The following is a 13,789-nucleotide window of genomic DNA, read 5'->3' on the forward strand; positions in this document are numbered from 1 at the left end:
AGCCGAACATGAGTCGTCCCCATTCCGAACAGCTTTCGCTCAACACGGCGACCGTGCGCCAGCAGTGGGATTTACGCCAAATCATTGAAGGTTGTGCGCGCCATGAGATTCGCGGCATCTCGCCGTGGCGCGATCAGGTAGCAAACATCGGTTTAGCAGAAGCGGCGCGGCTGATTCGTCATCACGATCTGCGGGTGAGTGGCTACTGCCGGGGCGGCATGTTTCCCGGCGTTGATCAGCAAGCACGCCAGGCGACCCTGGCCGACAACCAGCGAGCGGTGGATGAAGCGCTGGAATTGGGCGCAGAGTGCCTTGTGCTGGTGGTCGGCGGTTTGCCGCCAGGTTCGAAAGATCTGCCGGGGGCGCGACAGCAAGTGCGTGATGGACTCAGCGCTCTGCTGGAGTACGCCCGCGCGGGCGGCATGCCGCTGGCGATTGAACCGCTGCATCCCATGTACGCGGCGGATCGTGCCTGCATCAACACGCTGAAACAGGCTAACGACCTCTGCGATGAGCTGGGCGACGACGGACTGGGGATTGCCGTCGATGTCTATCATACCTGGTGGGATGCTGAGTTTTATCAGGAAATCGCCCGTGCGGGTCTGAAACGGCTGCTGGCGTTTCATATCTGCGACTGGCTAACGCCTACGCGGGATCTGCTGGAGGATCGCGGCATGATGGGCGATGGCGTTATCGATATCCGCGCGATGCGGGAAGCGGTAGAAGCCCAGGGTTATCGCGGACTACATGAAGTGGAAATTTTCTCCCGCCTGAACTGGTGGACTCAGGATCCAGATGAGGTGCTTAAGACCTGCAAGGCTCGCCATCTGGCGCACGGTTAACCGTATCTGACAGAGCTGAAAAGCTGTTTTCGTCGGTCACAGACATTGTCGAGGAAAAGATGAATACAGATACCCGCAAAATGATTCTGGTCACCGTGCTGTGCGGCCTTGGCTACATGATGTACTCGGTGGATCGCATGACGGTGTCATCAGCCATCGGGCTGATCGCTGGAGAGTTTGGTCTCGGTAAAGCGGAGAGTGGCATTCTGCTCTCCTCCTTCTTTTTTGGCTTCATCGTCTTTCTGTTCATTTCCGGCATTATCGCCGACAAGTTAAGCGGCAAACCGGTATTGATTCTCGGCCTGATGATGTTTTCACTGGCGACACTGTTAACGGGTGTCGCCGGCAGCATGACCAGCCTGATTTTTTACCGCGTGATGACGGGCATCGGTGAGGGCATCTTCTGGCCTGCCGCCTCGCTCGAAGTGGCCAACGTGACCAGCGAAAAACAGCGCACAACGGTCATGTCGCTCTATTGGATGGGGTATCCGATTGGCGGATTCCTTGGCACCTGGATGGGCGCCATGCTCGGTCCGATCTTTGGCTGGCGCGTGGTGTTCTACGTGGCGGGCGCGATGGGCATGCTGGTGGCGCTGTTGTATCTGGTGCTGGTGAAAAATGATCGTAAACCTGCCGAGTTGATTGCACGCCAGGCAGCGGAAAAAGTGCCATTAAAAACCTTGTTCCGCCATGCGCCGGTGTTGCTGATGGCTGCGTTCTATTTCGTGCTGCTGGCAGGCTGGTGGATTGTGCTGCTGTGGGCACCGAGCTATTTGATGCAGGTAAAAAATCTGTCGATTGGTGCCGCAGGCACCATCGCCAGCCTGCTCGGCATTACCGGGGCTTTGGGCGGCTTTGTGCTGGGACGCTACTGTGATAAAGGCGATTTCAAACGCCGTCGCACCATTCTGATGACCATTACTTTTATCAGCGGGCTGGTGATGGCCGCCATGGCATTCAATCTTTCGGTGCCGTTGGTGATTGTGCTGGTGCTGATCCTCGGTTTCCTTGGCTATCCGATTACACCCATTGTTCTCTCGCTCACTGCTGAACTGGTGCCGCCTTCTCTGCGCGGTTCCGCCATCGGCTTTGTGATGAATATGGGGATGGCGGCGGGCGGCATCTCGCCAATTGTGGCGGGTTATTACGCGCAGCATTACACCCTGCAACCGGTCTGGCTGGTCGCCGCCTGCGTCATTATCTGCAGCAGCCTGGTATTGCTGGGGGTGCGTCGCCTGCCTATCGGAAGCCACAACAGTTCGCAGAATGTGATGCCGTCCGGGCATCTGGCAAAACACTGAAATAAGGAACAGAACCATGTCTGTGAGCAATAAAGTGCGTTTACTGGATCGCAACGGTCAGCCCTACAGCTACATCATGCAGGGTGAGCGCCACTGGAGCGTACCGGCGAAACCGCTATTTAACCGTGACGTGTATGCCGCTGCGCATGTGGTTGCCGACCCGCAGCGCATGCAAAATCCACATAGCGATATGGCGATTGACTGGGACAGCACGCTGGAATATCGCGATCATTTAATGTCGCTGGGATTGGGCATCGCGGAAGCCATGGATACCGCGCAACGCGGCATGGGGCTGGATTGGCCAACCGCGCTGGAGCTTATAAAACGCAGCGTTGAGCAAGCGAAAGCGTATCCGGGGGCACGGGTCGCCAGCGGGGCTGGCACCGATCAACTGACGGACTTTTCCCAACTGACCTTACAGGATGTGATTGCCGCGTATGAGCAGCAAATCTCAGCAATCGAAGCCTGTGGCGGCCGTATTATCTTAATGACTAGTCGCGCGCTCGCCGCCATTGCTAAGGGGCCAGAGGATTACATCACCGTTTACAGCACGCTTCTGCGCCAGGTGCGTGAGCCGGTTATTTTGCACTGGCTGGGGGACATGTTTGATCCCGCACTACGCGGTTATTGGGGTGGCGCGACAATTCACAGTGCGATGGAGGTTTGCCTTGCGGTGATTCGCGAAAATCAGGAAAAAGTGGAGGGGATAAAAATCTCCTTGCTGGATAAAGATCGTGAAATTGAGATGCGGCGCCTGCTGCCGGCTTCCGTTAAAATGTATACCGGCGATGACTTTAACTATCCCGAACTGATCGCCGGGGATGAGCAAGGTTTCTCGCACGCGCTTCTGGGTATCCTCGACGGCATTGCACCGGCCGCCACCAGCGCACTGCATGCATTGGCGCAGGGCGATCGCGCCAGCTTTGAACGCATACTGGCACCGACAGTGCCGCTGGCACGCCATTTGTTCTCGGCACCCACGCAGTATTACAAGGCGGGCATCGTGTTCCTGGCCTGGTTGAATGGCCATCAGAAGCATTTCACCTTGCTTGGCGGCATGCAGAGTGCGCGCAGTCTGACGCACTACTCTGAAGCGTTCAGACTGGCGGATGAGGCTGGTTTGCTGAATAACGCGGATGTGGCTGCTGAACGCATGTGGCTACTGGCGAAAATGCACGGTATTTAGCCTTTCGACCTAACGCGATTAGAGGCTATTTAAGCCGTCCGGATTTCTGACGGAAAAGAAGACTCACTCGGTTAGAGCGAAAAAAAGCCCGCCATTGGCGGGCTTGATAGCAGCGGCTATCGAATAATCTCGTAGGTGACGCGCGTGTAGGTACTGCAACCACGATTGTGGCAGTCCATTATTGCAGGAATATTTTGTTACTGAACATACCGTTTCCTGATGGCTGTATAGCCGTGGGCTTCAAGCGCTGACTCATACGTATTGAATATTGAGCGCACCCTGTGCTGATGTCGTGATCTGCGCCTGAACCCGCCACGTTGTGTGTATGCGTTCGGGTGTGAGGACGGCTTTGGGCTTACCCGTTGAAACCACACGACCCTGATCGAGTACCACAAGGTGTTGGCAATATTTTGCCGCCAGATTCAGATCGTAAAGAGCAATCACCACCGTCACGGGCAGCGAAGAGATAAGACGCATCAATTCAAGCTGGAATTGGATGTCGAGGTGATTGACGGGTTCATCCAGCAGTAAAACATCCGGTTTTTGCGCCAGTGCGCGGGCGATTTGGCAACGTTGGCGCTCACCGCCGGATAATCGTTGCCAGCAGCGGTCGACCAAATTTTCCAGTTGCATTAACGCCACCGCCTCGTCAACGGCGCTGGCATCCTCTGCCGTCCAGAACTGGAATGCGCCACGATGAGGCGTGCGCCCGAGACGAATAATGTCAATCACCGTGAGTTCATCATCGGCTTCGGCGTGTTGCGGGACAAAGGCCAGTTTGCGCGCCAGCTGATTGCGCGAAAGTTGGTTCAGCCTCAGTTCGCCGAGCGTTATCTTCGCGCCCGAATCAGGCATTAGCCCAGCCAGCGCACGCAGTAGCGTTGATTTTCCTGAACCGTTGGGCCCAAGCAAACCTACGGTTGCAGACTGAGCTGCGTCGAAGGAGACCGTGGTGAGTATGCGGCGCGCTTGAAGTTGGACGCTGAGGTCACTGACCGATATCGTCATCGTTTAGTTGCCCTTTCGTTGATAGAGAAGGAAGGCAAAAGCAGGGGCGCCCACCAATGCAGTCACCACGCCGATGGGTAAAACCTGATGTGCGATCAACGTTCTCGATATCAAGTCGGCAAGGATCATGAAATGGCAGCCCGACAGGAATGTCACGGGAAGGGTGATAAGGTGTCGCTGTCCAACCAGCATGCGGGTCACGTGCGGGATGACCAATCCGACAAATCCCACCGCCCCAATTGAGCTGACAATCACCGCCGTGATGAATGCCGTAATCAACAGCAACACCACCCGCACTTTCACAACCGGAGTACCTAACGTTACCGAGACATCGACACCAAATGAAAACGTGTCCAGCGTGCGTGCATAGCACATGATCACCCCAAATCCGCTGACGATGACGATGGCGCACAGAACGGCATCTGGCCAGCGAACGCCGCTTAAACTGCCTAAGAGCCAAAACATCACACCGCGCGATTGCTCCGCATTGGCTGATGTGCTGACGATGTAAGACGTGAGCGCATTGAACAGCTGTGTTCCGGCAATACCGGCCAAAATGATGCGCCCGGTGTTTTCCCCCATCCCTCTTGAGAGCAAAATAATCAAGCCAAACGCCAGGCAAGCGCCGGCAAAGGCACCACTGCCAACCGTCAACACGCCGCTGCCAATACCCAGCAGCATCACCATTACGGCCCCGGTGGAAGCACCCGCAGAGATACCCAACAGATAGGGTTCCGCCAGCGGGTTTCTTAACAACGATTGCAACACCAGGCCGCAAAGGGCTAAGCCACCTCCGCTGCATGCCGCCATGAAGGCCCGACTCATCCGATATTGCCAGACGATGCCAGCCTCAACGGGAGGGAGATCATAATGCATCAAGCCCACCCCGTTGGTGATCGCCTGGAAGGTGGCGCTCAATGAGATGGGCATATCGCCAATGCTGGATGAGAAGATCATCATTACGGGCAAGCTGATAAAGCCCGCGAGAAAAATAAAGCCGATCTTAAATGGGTAAGCCCGATTCATACTATTTAAACGCGGCAATCTGCTGACCGATCAGCTCAACAGCATCGACATTGCGCAGGGATGGATTGAGTGACATCGCTGGCACGATCACGATATGACCCTGTTTGACCGCACTCATTTCGCGTGTAACGGGATCGCTGGTGAGAAAAGCCTGTTTTATGGCGACATCATCGGCTGGATACAGCCTTCTATCCATGCTGGCGATGACGATGATATCGGGCTGAGATTGTGCGATATGTTCCCAACTCACGGCGGGCCATTCATCGGAGGAATCAATGATATTTTTGAGGCCTAGAGTCTGAGTGATCCAGCCTGGCGCACCATCACTGCCTGCGATCCACGGATCGCCTTTAAGGCGTGTGCTTGAGAACCAATATACCACCTTAAGGGATTTGCTGGTGTGAAGCGCCGCCTGTTGTTGTGCATGAGCGATTCGTGCAGATAACTTCTCCTTTAAGGCATCGCCACGCTCCGTCACATCGAAGATGTTGGCAAGCGCGGTGATTTCATCATAAATCACGTCAATCGAGTAAGGTTTCACGCGCGCACCGTCCCCGTTTGAAGTGGCGGTCACCGATTTGCCCTGACAATCAGCAGGTGAAATCCAGGTTTTGATGCCAGGTTGTTCAAATTGATCGCGAGTAGCGACTTCACCCTGAGGCCCAACATGCCAACTGTACTGCGCCAAAACCAAATCAGGTTTTTGCGCGACGACGGCTTCAAAGCCCGGTGAGTTGTCCGCGAGGCGTTTAAGGCCACTGCCAGCCTGTGCTAATTCAGGGGGGAGAGGGCCGAACCAGACGGCGGTTCCCGCGATTTTACTCCCCAGACCAAGTGCCAGAAGGAGTTCTGTTTCATGCTGACCAATGGTCACCACGCGTGCAGGTGGTCGTGAAAAGGTTTCCGTTTTACCGCAGTTTTCAATGCTGAGGGGATAGGTGGAAGCCAGGGCGGTGGAAGTGCTGAATACCATTATGAGTGCCAAAAGGCGGGTCGAAAAAGTGCGCATGATTTATCGATTACGTAGTGTTATGTTATAACGTAACATAATGGCAAGTCTGATGTATTCATGTCAATTGATTCTGATATCCATGGTGAAGTGTTAAGGCTGTTGAAGCGAAGTCCGTGGCCCGGACTTCACTCTGATCTTAACCCGGACCATCACTCCCTGCCGCCAGCAGAGGCACCACCACATCACTGATCGGTGTCGCGATGCCTTGTGCTTTGCCGCGTCGCTGCACCACGCCATTACGGATGTCCCACTCAAGCGGGCGATTGGCCTGACGATCCGCCAGGATCGAGGTGCCTAAATCTGCCGGGGCGCGATGGAAGCCAGCCATAATTTCCTGCGGCACGTTGTCGCTCAGATTGGCTCCTTCAGCTCGCGCCACAGTGAGACACTCCCGCAGATAGGCCAGACCCAGCTCGGTGATATCTTCGCGCTGAAACATCCCGGCGCGGCGATTGGCGAGCACCATTAAACCGGCGACGGCGTTTTGCAACAGTTTGCGCCAGGCAATGGTGAGGAAATCTGCCTCCAGTTCGACCGCACAGCGCGAGTCTTGCAGTGCTTGCACAATGCGCTGTGCTGGCGCGACGTCGGGCACCGTCAGGCGCGGCTTCGCGCGTAACCACACCGAGGCATCAGGCTCGCGCTGAGCCGGGAACCACACCACAGAAGGCAGTACCGTTGCGCCATTGACTAACGGGGACAGCTGTTCAACTTGCTCCACGCCATTTTGCAGCGCGCACACCACCGTATTCTCATCGCACAACACCGCCAGCCAGGGTGCAATTTCCGCCACCTGGGTGGTTTTGACCGCCACAAACACCAAATCATAGGGTGCACCAATGTCTGCGGGATTGCTCAGCACCGGGCCAGGCACCACAATCTCACCGTCTTCGTGGCGCAGCAGCAATTGTGTATGTGCTGTACGTCCGCACAGTGTTGGCGTGCGATTCATTTCATGTAGCGCGGCAGCCACAGTGGTACCGATGGCGCCGGGTCCGACAAGGGCGATGGTTGGAAACTCAGACATGCAGCTATTCTCCTGTTTATCTAGTGCTGCCCACAGGGTCAGCGAAAACTCTCTATTACAGCCTGGCATTGTGACTGAATGATGTGCGTTCCATCGGCCAGATAGAAAAATATTAGCGCGGGATAATCACTCAACGCCTGCCATAAAAGGGCGAATTACAGCAGGGCTATCTGTTTCTGTTGCAGCAGTTGCTGCATCTCAGCATCAGGTTCTCCATCAACAATCAGTGTGCTGGCCAGTGACAGACCGCCAATGGCGAACGCCGATGCTGAGTTGAGTTTCTCTTTAGAGACCATCACCACCGTTTCCGCCGCACGCGCCGCCAGTGCACGTTTCACACCGGCTTCTTCGTAATTACCCGTGGTTAACCCTGCGGTTTTGTGTACTCCGGTGACGCCCATAAAGAACAGGTCTGCATTGATGTGTGCAATGGCTTCGATCACCGCTGATCCCACGGCAACCACCGAGTGACGATACAGTTGGCCGCCAATCAGAATCACCTCAACCAGAGGAAAATCAACCAGGGCGACGGCAATACTCGGACTGTGGGTCACCACGGTAAAAGCCAGTTCTTTGGGCAGCAGTTGCACCATTTCCGCTGTGGTTGTACCGCCATCAATGATCACCACCTGACCCGGTTGAATCAGTTGCACTGCTTTTTGCGCGATCAGGCGCTTAGAACTGATTTGCACGTTTTTGCGTGTTTCGAAAGGGGCAATAGCAGTAGAAACCGGTAGCGCACCCCCGTGGACACGTTGCAGTAATCCCTCGCAGGCCAACTCCCTTAAGTCACGGCGAATCGAGTCCTCAGAGACGCTAAAGCGCTGGCTAAGCTCGCTAGACATCACTTGCTGCTCATCGGCAAGAATCGTCAATATCTGCTGTTTACGTTGACTGGAAAGCATAATTTTCTCATTCGTGTTTTTGCTTGTATGTGCGCGATTATGCATGATAACGTCTGTTTTGTCAGCCATCGGGAGACCAAACATGCAGCATAAAGTGCGCAATATTCGTGAGCAGTTATTATCCAACAACTGGTACACCTTAAAAAAATACACCTTCGATTTACAGCGTGCCGACGGCAGTTGGCAACAGCAAAGCCGCGAAGCTTACGACCGTGGCAATGGTGCGGTGATCCTACTTTATAACCGCCATAAACAGACAGTCGTCCTGACACGGCAATTCCGCTTTCCCATCTTTATCCATGGGCATGATGGCTTTTTGATCGAGGCCGCAGCCGGTTTGCTGGATAACGCCTCGCCTGAAACGCGCATTATTGCCGAGGCAGAAGAAGAAACTGGTTACACTGTCACAAATGTTGAGAAGGTGATGGAGGCTTATATGAGCCCGGGTTCGGTGACGGAGAAGTTATTTTTCTTTATCGCGGAATATCACGATGGCGACCGAAAGCATGCTGGCGGCGGTCTGGAGGAAGAGGGGGAAGATATCGAAGTACTGGAGTGGCCTTTCGCACGCGCGATGGACGCGATCCGAAACGGTGAAATCGAAGATGCCAAAACCATCATGTTGCTGCAACACCTGGCATTAAACATTCAATTTGAGGAGAAAGTGCCATGATGATTCTGATCGCAGGTCCGGTTCGCAGTGGCACTCACGGTGATCAGCAACTGATTGAGCAAAATATGCAGAAACTTGATCACATGGCGTTGCAGGTTTATCAAAAGGGCCATACCCCGGTGATAGGTGAATGGCTGGCGTTACCGCTCGCCAATGCGGCGGGTTCGCAGCGGATCGGGGATGAAATCAGTGAAGCCTTCCTCTATCCCGTTGCGCATCGTCTTATTCAGAGCTGTGATGCCATTTTACGCATGCCTGGCGCTTCAACGGGAGCGGATCAGGATGTGCAAGTTGGCAAGGATTTGGGGTTGAGTATTTTTTACGATATCGAGCAGGTCCCCTTGGTTCAGGCCCAGGCAGGATACATATAGACTGATAGGGCAAGCTCTGTTTTGCCGATTTGAACACCAAGGGCGGAGGATAGTGTTATGGAGGAAGTGATGACGGATAGAGCCTACTATTTCAGCGATCGGCTGGAGATGGATACGGAAGTGGTGCGGTGTGAAGCGCAGGAAGATGGCCGGTTTCGTGTGCAACTGGCGGCGACCCTGTTCCATCCGCAAGGCGGCGGGCAACCCGCTGACCAGGGTACGATAGGTGAGGCGACGGTGTTACAGCTCATCCAGCAAGAGGGTGAGTTAATCCATATCACTGACCGCGAAGTGGCGCTGGGCTGCGTGCATATCCAAATTGATGCGGCACTGCGTAAGCTGCACACGCGTTACCATTCTGCGGGGCATTTGATTGCTTACGCCGGAGAGAAGTTTGGCTGGTTAGGTTACAAAGGCGATCATCGGCCCGGCAATGGACGTATCGTTTTTAAACCGCAGGGCGAACCACAAGCCGTTGATGACTTGGCCATCGCTGAAGGTGTAAATGCGCTGGTGGCGCAGGATTTAGCGCGCGTGCTGCGGGATGACGCCGGACGCAGAATGGTCAGTTGGGGCGATCTGACACCTTACGCCTGCGGTGGCACGCATGTGCAACGCACCGGAGACGTTGGCGATATCGTCATTACCCGAGTGAAAGAGAAGAAGGGCGAACTTTCGGTGCAGTATGAAGTGCGGGATTGATGAGCAGGCGGATTAACGCCTGCACTGCGCTACTTAAATTCATCTATTTTTAATTGTGCGAAAGCCTGATCAACATCGCTATACGCTTGTGAGGTGGTATAACTGCCAGACAGCTGCCAATAAAAAACCGGAGCGCCAGGTTCTTCGCTGCTTTCCGCTACTCGATAGCGAGAGAATTTTATTTGCGCGGCTTCAGTCAGATCATCATTGTCCTGATTTGACGAGAATTTCATCGCGCGGATCAGGTAATAAACGCCCTGGATATTGTGCAGTTCAAAACCAATGATTTTGTCAGAGGAACCCGCAAGACGAAAATCCGACCAGGTAAAACCATCATCATCCGGAACCGGTAAAATAAACCAGTTACCGTTTTTATTGATGAAGGCAGATAGCGTCTGATTGGGATGCGAGGTGTTATTGTCAAAGGTCGCAGAGACCAGCAAATCCGGGACGCCATCCTGATTAAGGTCGATATTATTCGCCCCTGCCAGCAACCCGACCCGCGTAGCACCCTGCGCACCGAAAACGGTACATAATGACAGAACGATAAACGCGAAAGTTTTTAATTTCACTGCACGCTTTCCTTACTGGTTAAGACAATATCAGGGATTAAAACCTGAATATTGAAAGACAGCATGGCATTGCTGCCTGATGGCCATCATGGCGTATTTTAAAAATTTTGCTCTCCAATCGCGCTGAATTATGGGTGTTTTTTCTGTGATGTGAAAGGGTGAACGGAATAATTAAAAGAAAAGAGATTAACCGAAGAAGCGCGTCATCCATTACGCACTTCGTTAGAGGAAAACAGACTTAATGTGAACGTCTTTCCTTAACCCTCAACTCATACCTGCGCCATGCCGCCATCCACGAAGAGTTCGGTGGCATTAACAAAGCTGGAGGCATCGGATGCAAGAAACGCCACCACCTGACCAATCTCACCGGGTTCACCCAATCGGCCCAATGGCACCTGGGCAGCTAATGCATCGAACAATCCCTGACGCTGATCTTCGGGCACTAAATCGCCCAAACCCGGCGTGCGCACCGGACCAGGGCTCACCACGTTGACACGAATTCCGCGATCTTTCACATCCAGTGCCCATGAGCGGGCAAAGTTGCGCACGGCGGCTTTACTGGCGCTATAAACACTGAATCCTGCGGTGCCCTGAACCGAAGTGGTGGACGAGGTCAAAATCACCGAGGCTTTGTCGCTTAACAGCGGCAGCGCTTTTTGCACGGTAAACAGTACGCCACGCACGTTGGTGCCAAAGATCCGGTCGAAGTGTTCTTCAGTAATCGCACCGAGTGGCAACATATCGCCGCCGCCAGCATTGGCGAACAGAATATCAAGACGGCCCGCCTGGCGTGCTATCTGCGCATACACCGCATCCAGATCGCTCAGCACAGAAGCATCAGCGCGGATGCCGGTAGCCTGCGCACCGATAAGCGTCACGGCGGTATCCAGTTCAGGCTGTCGACGACCGGTGATAAACACCCGTGCGCCCTGAGCTGCCAACGCCTGAGCAGACGCTAAGCCAATTCCGCTGGTGCCGCCAGTGACTAAGGCAATTTTACCGTTTAATGAAGTGTTCATGTTTGCTCTCCCAAATGGATTTAAGTGTGTGATGACTGCGTTGCAGTGCATGGGAGGCAATGTAACCGTGCATGGTTTAGTGATAAATGGTGTAAAATCAAAATCACTATTCCTGTGTATGGATAATTAGCATGGACCAACTGTTGGCAATACGAGCATTCGCGCGCGTGGTGGAGGCGGGAAATTTTACTCGCGCTGCCGATTCACTGGATATGCCGAATGCCACGTTGAGCAAACTGGTGCAGGAGTTAGAAGGGCATCTGGGTGTACGCCTGCTTCAGCGCACCACACGGCGCGTCACCGTCACGCCTGAAGGACGAGATTATTATGATAAAGCACTGCGTATCGTGCGTGACCTGGAAGATATTGATGGCGCATTTAACGCGGTAAACGGTACACCGCGCGGGTATCTGCGCATTGATATTGGCGGCTCAACGGCGCGTGAGGTTCTCATCCCACTGCTACCTGATTTCGTTGCGCGATTTCCTGAGATTCGCCTCGATCTCGGTGTATCAGACCGGGCTGTGGATCTGATTAGCGACAATGTCGATTGCGTGATTCGTGGCGGTCCACTGGGTGATTCATCGCTGGTGGCGCGTCATCTTGGTGATGCTGAGATGATCACCTGCGCGGCACCCGCATATCTCAAAAATTACGGCGTGCCAACCTATCCGCAAGAGCTTAAAAATGGCCATCGCTGGATTAGCTATTTATCCCCGCAAAGCGGGCGCGCCTTCCCGCTGCGCTTTGTGCAGGGTAATGAGAAACAGGAAATGAAAATCGAGCATCGCATTGGGATTAATGAAAGCAATGCTCATCTGGCAGCTGCGGTGGCAGGATTAGGCATCATTCAGACATTTCGATACGCAGCAGCCAAAGATTTAGCGTCAGGCGCACTGGTGGAAATACTGAAGGATTGGCGGCCCGCCAGCTATCCGTTTCACGTGGTATATCCGCAAAACCGCCATCTGACCCAGCGTTTACGGGTGTTTATCGAATGGTTGCGTGAGGTATTTCCTGCGCGACTCAATGGATGACAAGCCAGAGGCGATCTGTTAACTTTTTGTTTCTGAACTCCCTATTTTGACTACAGGCCTGCGTAAATGACACTTTCAGCCGCACTTTCCCCGTCATACGAACATGGCCTGTATGCGATCTGCTGTCCGCCACCGCCTCCTGCACGCGTTGTGGTTCGCTAAGAACCGGAAGTCTTCACGCTTAAATTTCCAACGTTTGTTTTAGGAGCATTTTCATGCGTTCTTCGTCTTTGACGTCGCAAGCGGCGACGTCGGGCTTCGTGCTGCTGTGGGGCAGTGCGGCCATCTTCTCTCGCCTGGGTTTGGACAATGCCTCACCCATCGCGCTATTGATCGTGCGCTTCGGTGTGGCGCTGGTTGCATTATTGCTGGTGGGCCTATTTCGACGTCGCTGGTTACCCGATGCAGGCAGCCGAAAAACGGTGATGTTTACCGGTCTGATTTTGATTGGTGCCTATTCGGTGTGTTACTTCCAGGCGATGGCCGAGGGGGTGACGCCAGGTTTAATCGCCACCATCATGGGCATACAACCTATCCTGACGCTCTGCATCGTGGAAAGGCGCATGCAGGGCACGCAATTACTGGGATTGGTGATCGCCTTAGCAGGATTGATACTGCTGGTGTGGCGCAGTCTGGCGGCATCGCAGTTGCCGTTGAGCGGCATTGTCTTCGCTCTCGGCGCACTGCTGTGTATGACGTTTGGTGCCATCATGCAGAAAAAGGTGTCCCAGCATCCCGCGCAGGTACTGCCGCTGCAATAAGCGGTGAGCCTGGCGCTGTGTGCTCTACTGCTTCCGGTTAAAGCCTTCCATATCGACTTTACGTTGCACTTCTGGATTTCCGTGCTGTTTCTTGGGGTGATGATCTCGGTGGTGGCGCAGCTGCTGCTGTATCGGCTGCTGAGTGCGGGAAGCATCGTTAACGTCACCAGTTTGTTTTATCTGGTTCCGGTGATAACGGCAGTACTGGATTACCTGTTGTTAGGTAATGCGCTGCCGTGGTCGGGGATGATGGGAATGCTGGCTATTCTGCTCGGCATCATGCTGGTGTTTCGCACACCGCGCCTGAAAACATCGGGGTAAGATCGAACAGGGCGCATCAAAATGGA

At 54.1% G+C, this 13,789-nt stretch carries 14 protein-coding genes and 1 pseudogene; 8 read left to right on the plus strand and 7 right to left on the minus strand.

The window, feature by feature from the left end; translation table 11 throughout:
* The first annotated feature begins 8 nt into the window (after window positions 1–8).
* Genes JK231_RS22125 through JK231_RS22135 form a run of 3 tightly spaced genes read left to right on the plus strand, consistent with a single transcriptional unit; the run spans window position 9 to window position 3,329 of the window.
* Window positions 9–842 (plus strand): sugar phosphate isomerase/epimerase family protein, encoded by an 834-nt coding sequence (locus JK231_RS22125; protein ID WP_160866805.1) that lies wholly within the window; start codon window positions 9–11, stop codon window positions 840–842.
* A gap of 59 nt (window positions 843–901) precedes the next feature.
* Window positions 902–2,143 (plus strand): MFS transporter, encoded by a 1,242-nt coding sequence (locus tag JK231_RS22130; RefSeq protein ID WP_058961267.1) that lies wholly within the window; start codon window positions 902–904, stop codon window positions 2,141–2,143.
* A gap of 16 nt (window positions 2,144–2,159) precedes the next feature.
* A complete protein-coding gene (locus tag JK231_RS22135; protein ID WP_211729533.1) occupies window positions 2,160–3,329 on the plus strand; it encodes a dihydrodipicolinate synthase family protein in 1,170 nt (389 codons plus the stop codon).
* 252 nt (window positions 3,330–3,581) lie between these two features.
* On the opposite strand, the gene JK231_RS22140 is transcribed toward JK231_RS22135, so the two are convergent.
* The 5 genes from JK231_RS22140 to JK231_RS22160 form a co-directional block, all read right to left on the minus strand.
* The gene (locus JK231_RS22140) at window positions 3,582–4,337 is read right to left on the minus strand and encodes an ABC transporter ATP-binding protein (protein ID WP_211729534.1); all 756 of its coding nucleotides are present in this window, start codon (window positions 4,335–4,337) and stop codon (window positions 3,582–3,584) included.
* A gap of 3 nt (window positions 4,338–4,340) precedes the next feature.
* Window positions 4,341–5,363: an iron chelate uptake ABC transporter family permease subunit gene (locus tag JK231_RS22145; protein ID WP_160833244.1), complete on the minus strand. Its 1,023-nt coding sequence runs from the start codon at window positions 5,361–5,363 to the stop codon at window positions 4,341–4,343.
* A 1-nt stretch (window position 5,364) separates the two neighbouring features.
* Complete coding sequence (locus JK231_RS22150) at window positions 5,365–6,336, minus strand: ABC transporter substrate-binding protein (RefSeq protein WP_249221794.1); 972 nt, start codon at window positions 6,334–6,336, stop codon at window positions 5,365–5,367.
* 175 nt (window positions 6,337–6,511) lie between these two features.
* Window positions 6,512–7,402: an oxidoreductase gene (locus JK231_RS22155; RefSeq protein WP_211729536.1), complete on the minus strand. Its 891-nt coding sequence runs from the start codon at window positions 7,400–7,402 to the stop codon at window positions 6,512–6,514.
* Between the two features lie 155 nt (window positions 7,403–7,557).
* Complete coding sequence (locus JK231_RS22160; protein ID WP_211729537.1) at window positions 7,558–8,307, minus strand: DeoR/GlpR family DNA-binding transcription regulator; 750 nt, start codon at window positions 8,305–8,307, stop codon at window positions 7,558–7,560.
* Window positions 8,308–8,389: 82 nt separating this feature from the next.
* On the opposite strand from JK231_RS22160, the gene JK231_RS22165 reads away from it, so the two are divergent.
* From JK231_RS22165 to JK231_RS22175, 3 genes are all read left to right on the plus strand, one after another.
* Window positions 8,390–8,980: an NUDIX domain-containing protein gene (locus JK231_RS22165; protein WP_211729538.1), complete on the plus strand. Its 591-nt coding sequence runs from the start codon at window positions 8,390–8,392 to the stop codon at window positions 8,978–8,980.
* Entirely contained in the window at window positions 8,977–9,351 is a 375-nt protein-coding gene (locus tag JK231_RS22170) for an NUDIX hydrolase (RefSeq protein WP_097117790.1), read from the plus strand. The genes JK231_RS22165 and JK231_RS22170 overlap by 4 nt, the downstream gene beginning before the upstream one ends.
* A 69-nt stretch (window positions 9,352–9,420) precedes the next feature.
* Window positions 9,421–10,053, plus strand: a complete 633-nt coding sequence (locus tag JK231_RS22175; RefSeq protein ID WP_211729539.1) for an alanyl-tRNA editing protein — start codon at window positions 9,421–9,423, stop codon at window positions 10,051–10,053.
* Window positions 10,054–10,082: 29 nt separating this feature from the next.
* Here JK231_RS22175 and JK231_RS22180 read toward each other — a convergent pair whose 3' ends face one another.
* Together JK231_RS22180 and JK231_RS22185 are read right to left on the minus strand one after the other, a co-directional pair.
* Window positions 10,083–10,625 (minus strand): CpmJ protein, encoded by a 543-nt coding sequence (locus JK231_RS22180; protein WP_211729540.1) that lies wholly within the window; start codon window positions 10,623–10,625, stop codon window positions 10,083–10,085.
* A 269-nt stretch (window positions 10,626–10,894) separates the two neighbouring features.
* Window positions 10,895–11,644, minus strand: coding sequence for an SDR family oxidoreductase (locus JK231_RS22185; RefSeq protein ID WP_211729541.1), 750 nt, complete (start codon window positions 11,642–11,644; stop codon window positions 10,895–10,897).
* Between the two features lie 131 nt (window positions 11,645–11,775).
* Here JK231_RS22185 and JK231_RS22190 point away from each other — a divergent pair, with 131 nt between their 5' ends.
* Window positions 11,776–12,681, plus strand: a complete 906-nt coding sequence (locus JK231_RS22190) for a LysR family transcriptional regulator (protein ID WP_211729542.1) — start codon at window positions 11,776–11,778, stop codon at window positions 12,679–12,681.
* Between the two features lie 209 nt (window positions 12,682–12,890).
* Window positions 12,891–13,763, plus strand: a pseudogene (locus JK231_RS22195) (DMT family transporter).
* The last annotated feature ends 26 nt before the right edge of the window (window positions 13,764–13,789 follow it).

This window comes from Pantoea sp. JGM49, assembly GCF_018257655.1.
Classification (GTDB): Bacteria; Pseudomonadota; Gammaproteobacteria; order Enterobacterales; family Enterobacteriaceae; genus Pantoea; species Pantoea communis.

Coding starts and splice junctions, on each gene's coding strand:
- JK231_RS22125 (WP_160866805.1), top strand. CDS start 9: ATGAGTCGTCCCCATTCCGAACAGCTTTCGCTCAACACGGCGACCGTG.
- JK231_RS22130 (WP_058961267.1), top strand. CDS start 902: ATGAATACAGATACCCGCAAAATGATTCTGGTCACCGTGCTGTGCGGC.
- JK231_RS22135 (WP_211729533.1), top strand. CDS start 2,160: ATGTCTGTGAGCAATAAAGTGCGTTTACTGGATCGCAACGGTCAGCCC.
- JK231_RS22140 (WP_211729534.1), bottom strand. CDS start 4,337: ATGACGATATCGGTCAGTGACCTCAGCGTCCAACTTCAAGCGCGCCGC.
- JK231_RS22145 (WP_160833244.1), bottom strand. CDS start 5,363: ATGAATCGGGCTTACCCATTTAAGATCGGCTTTATTTTTCTCGCGGGC.
- JK231_RS22150 (WP_249221794.1), bottom strand. CDS start 6,336: ATGGTATTCAGCACTTCCACCGCCCTGGCTTCCACCTATCCCCTCAGC.
- JK231_RS22155 (WP_211729536.1), bottom strand. CDS start 7,402: ATGTCTGAGTTTCCAACCATCGCCCTTGTCGGACCCGGCGCCATCGGT.
- JK231_RS22160 (WP_211729537.1), bottom strand. CDS start 8,307: ATGCTTTCCAGTCAACGTAAACAGCAGATATTGACGATTCTTGCCGAT.
- JK231_RS22165 (WP_211729538.1), top strand. CDS start 8,390: ATGCAGCATAAAGTGCGCAATATTCGTGAGCAGTTATTATCCAACAAC.
- JK231_RS22170 (WP_097117790.1), top strand. CDS start 8,977: ATGATGATTCTGATCGCAGGTCCGGTTCGCAGTGGCACTCACGGTGAT.
- JK231_RS22175 (WP_211729539.1), top strand. CDS start 9,421: ATGACGGATAGAGCCTACTATTTCAGCGATCGGCTGGAGATGGATACG.
- JK231_RS22185 (WP_211729541.1), bottom strand. CDS start 11,644: ATGAACACTTCATTAAACGGTAAAATTGCCTTAGTCACTGGCGGCACC.
- JK231_RS22190 (WP_211729542.1), top strand. CDS start 11,776: ATGGACCAACTGTTGGCAATACGAGCATTCGCGCGCGTGGTGGAGGCG.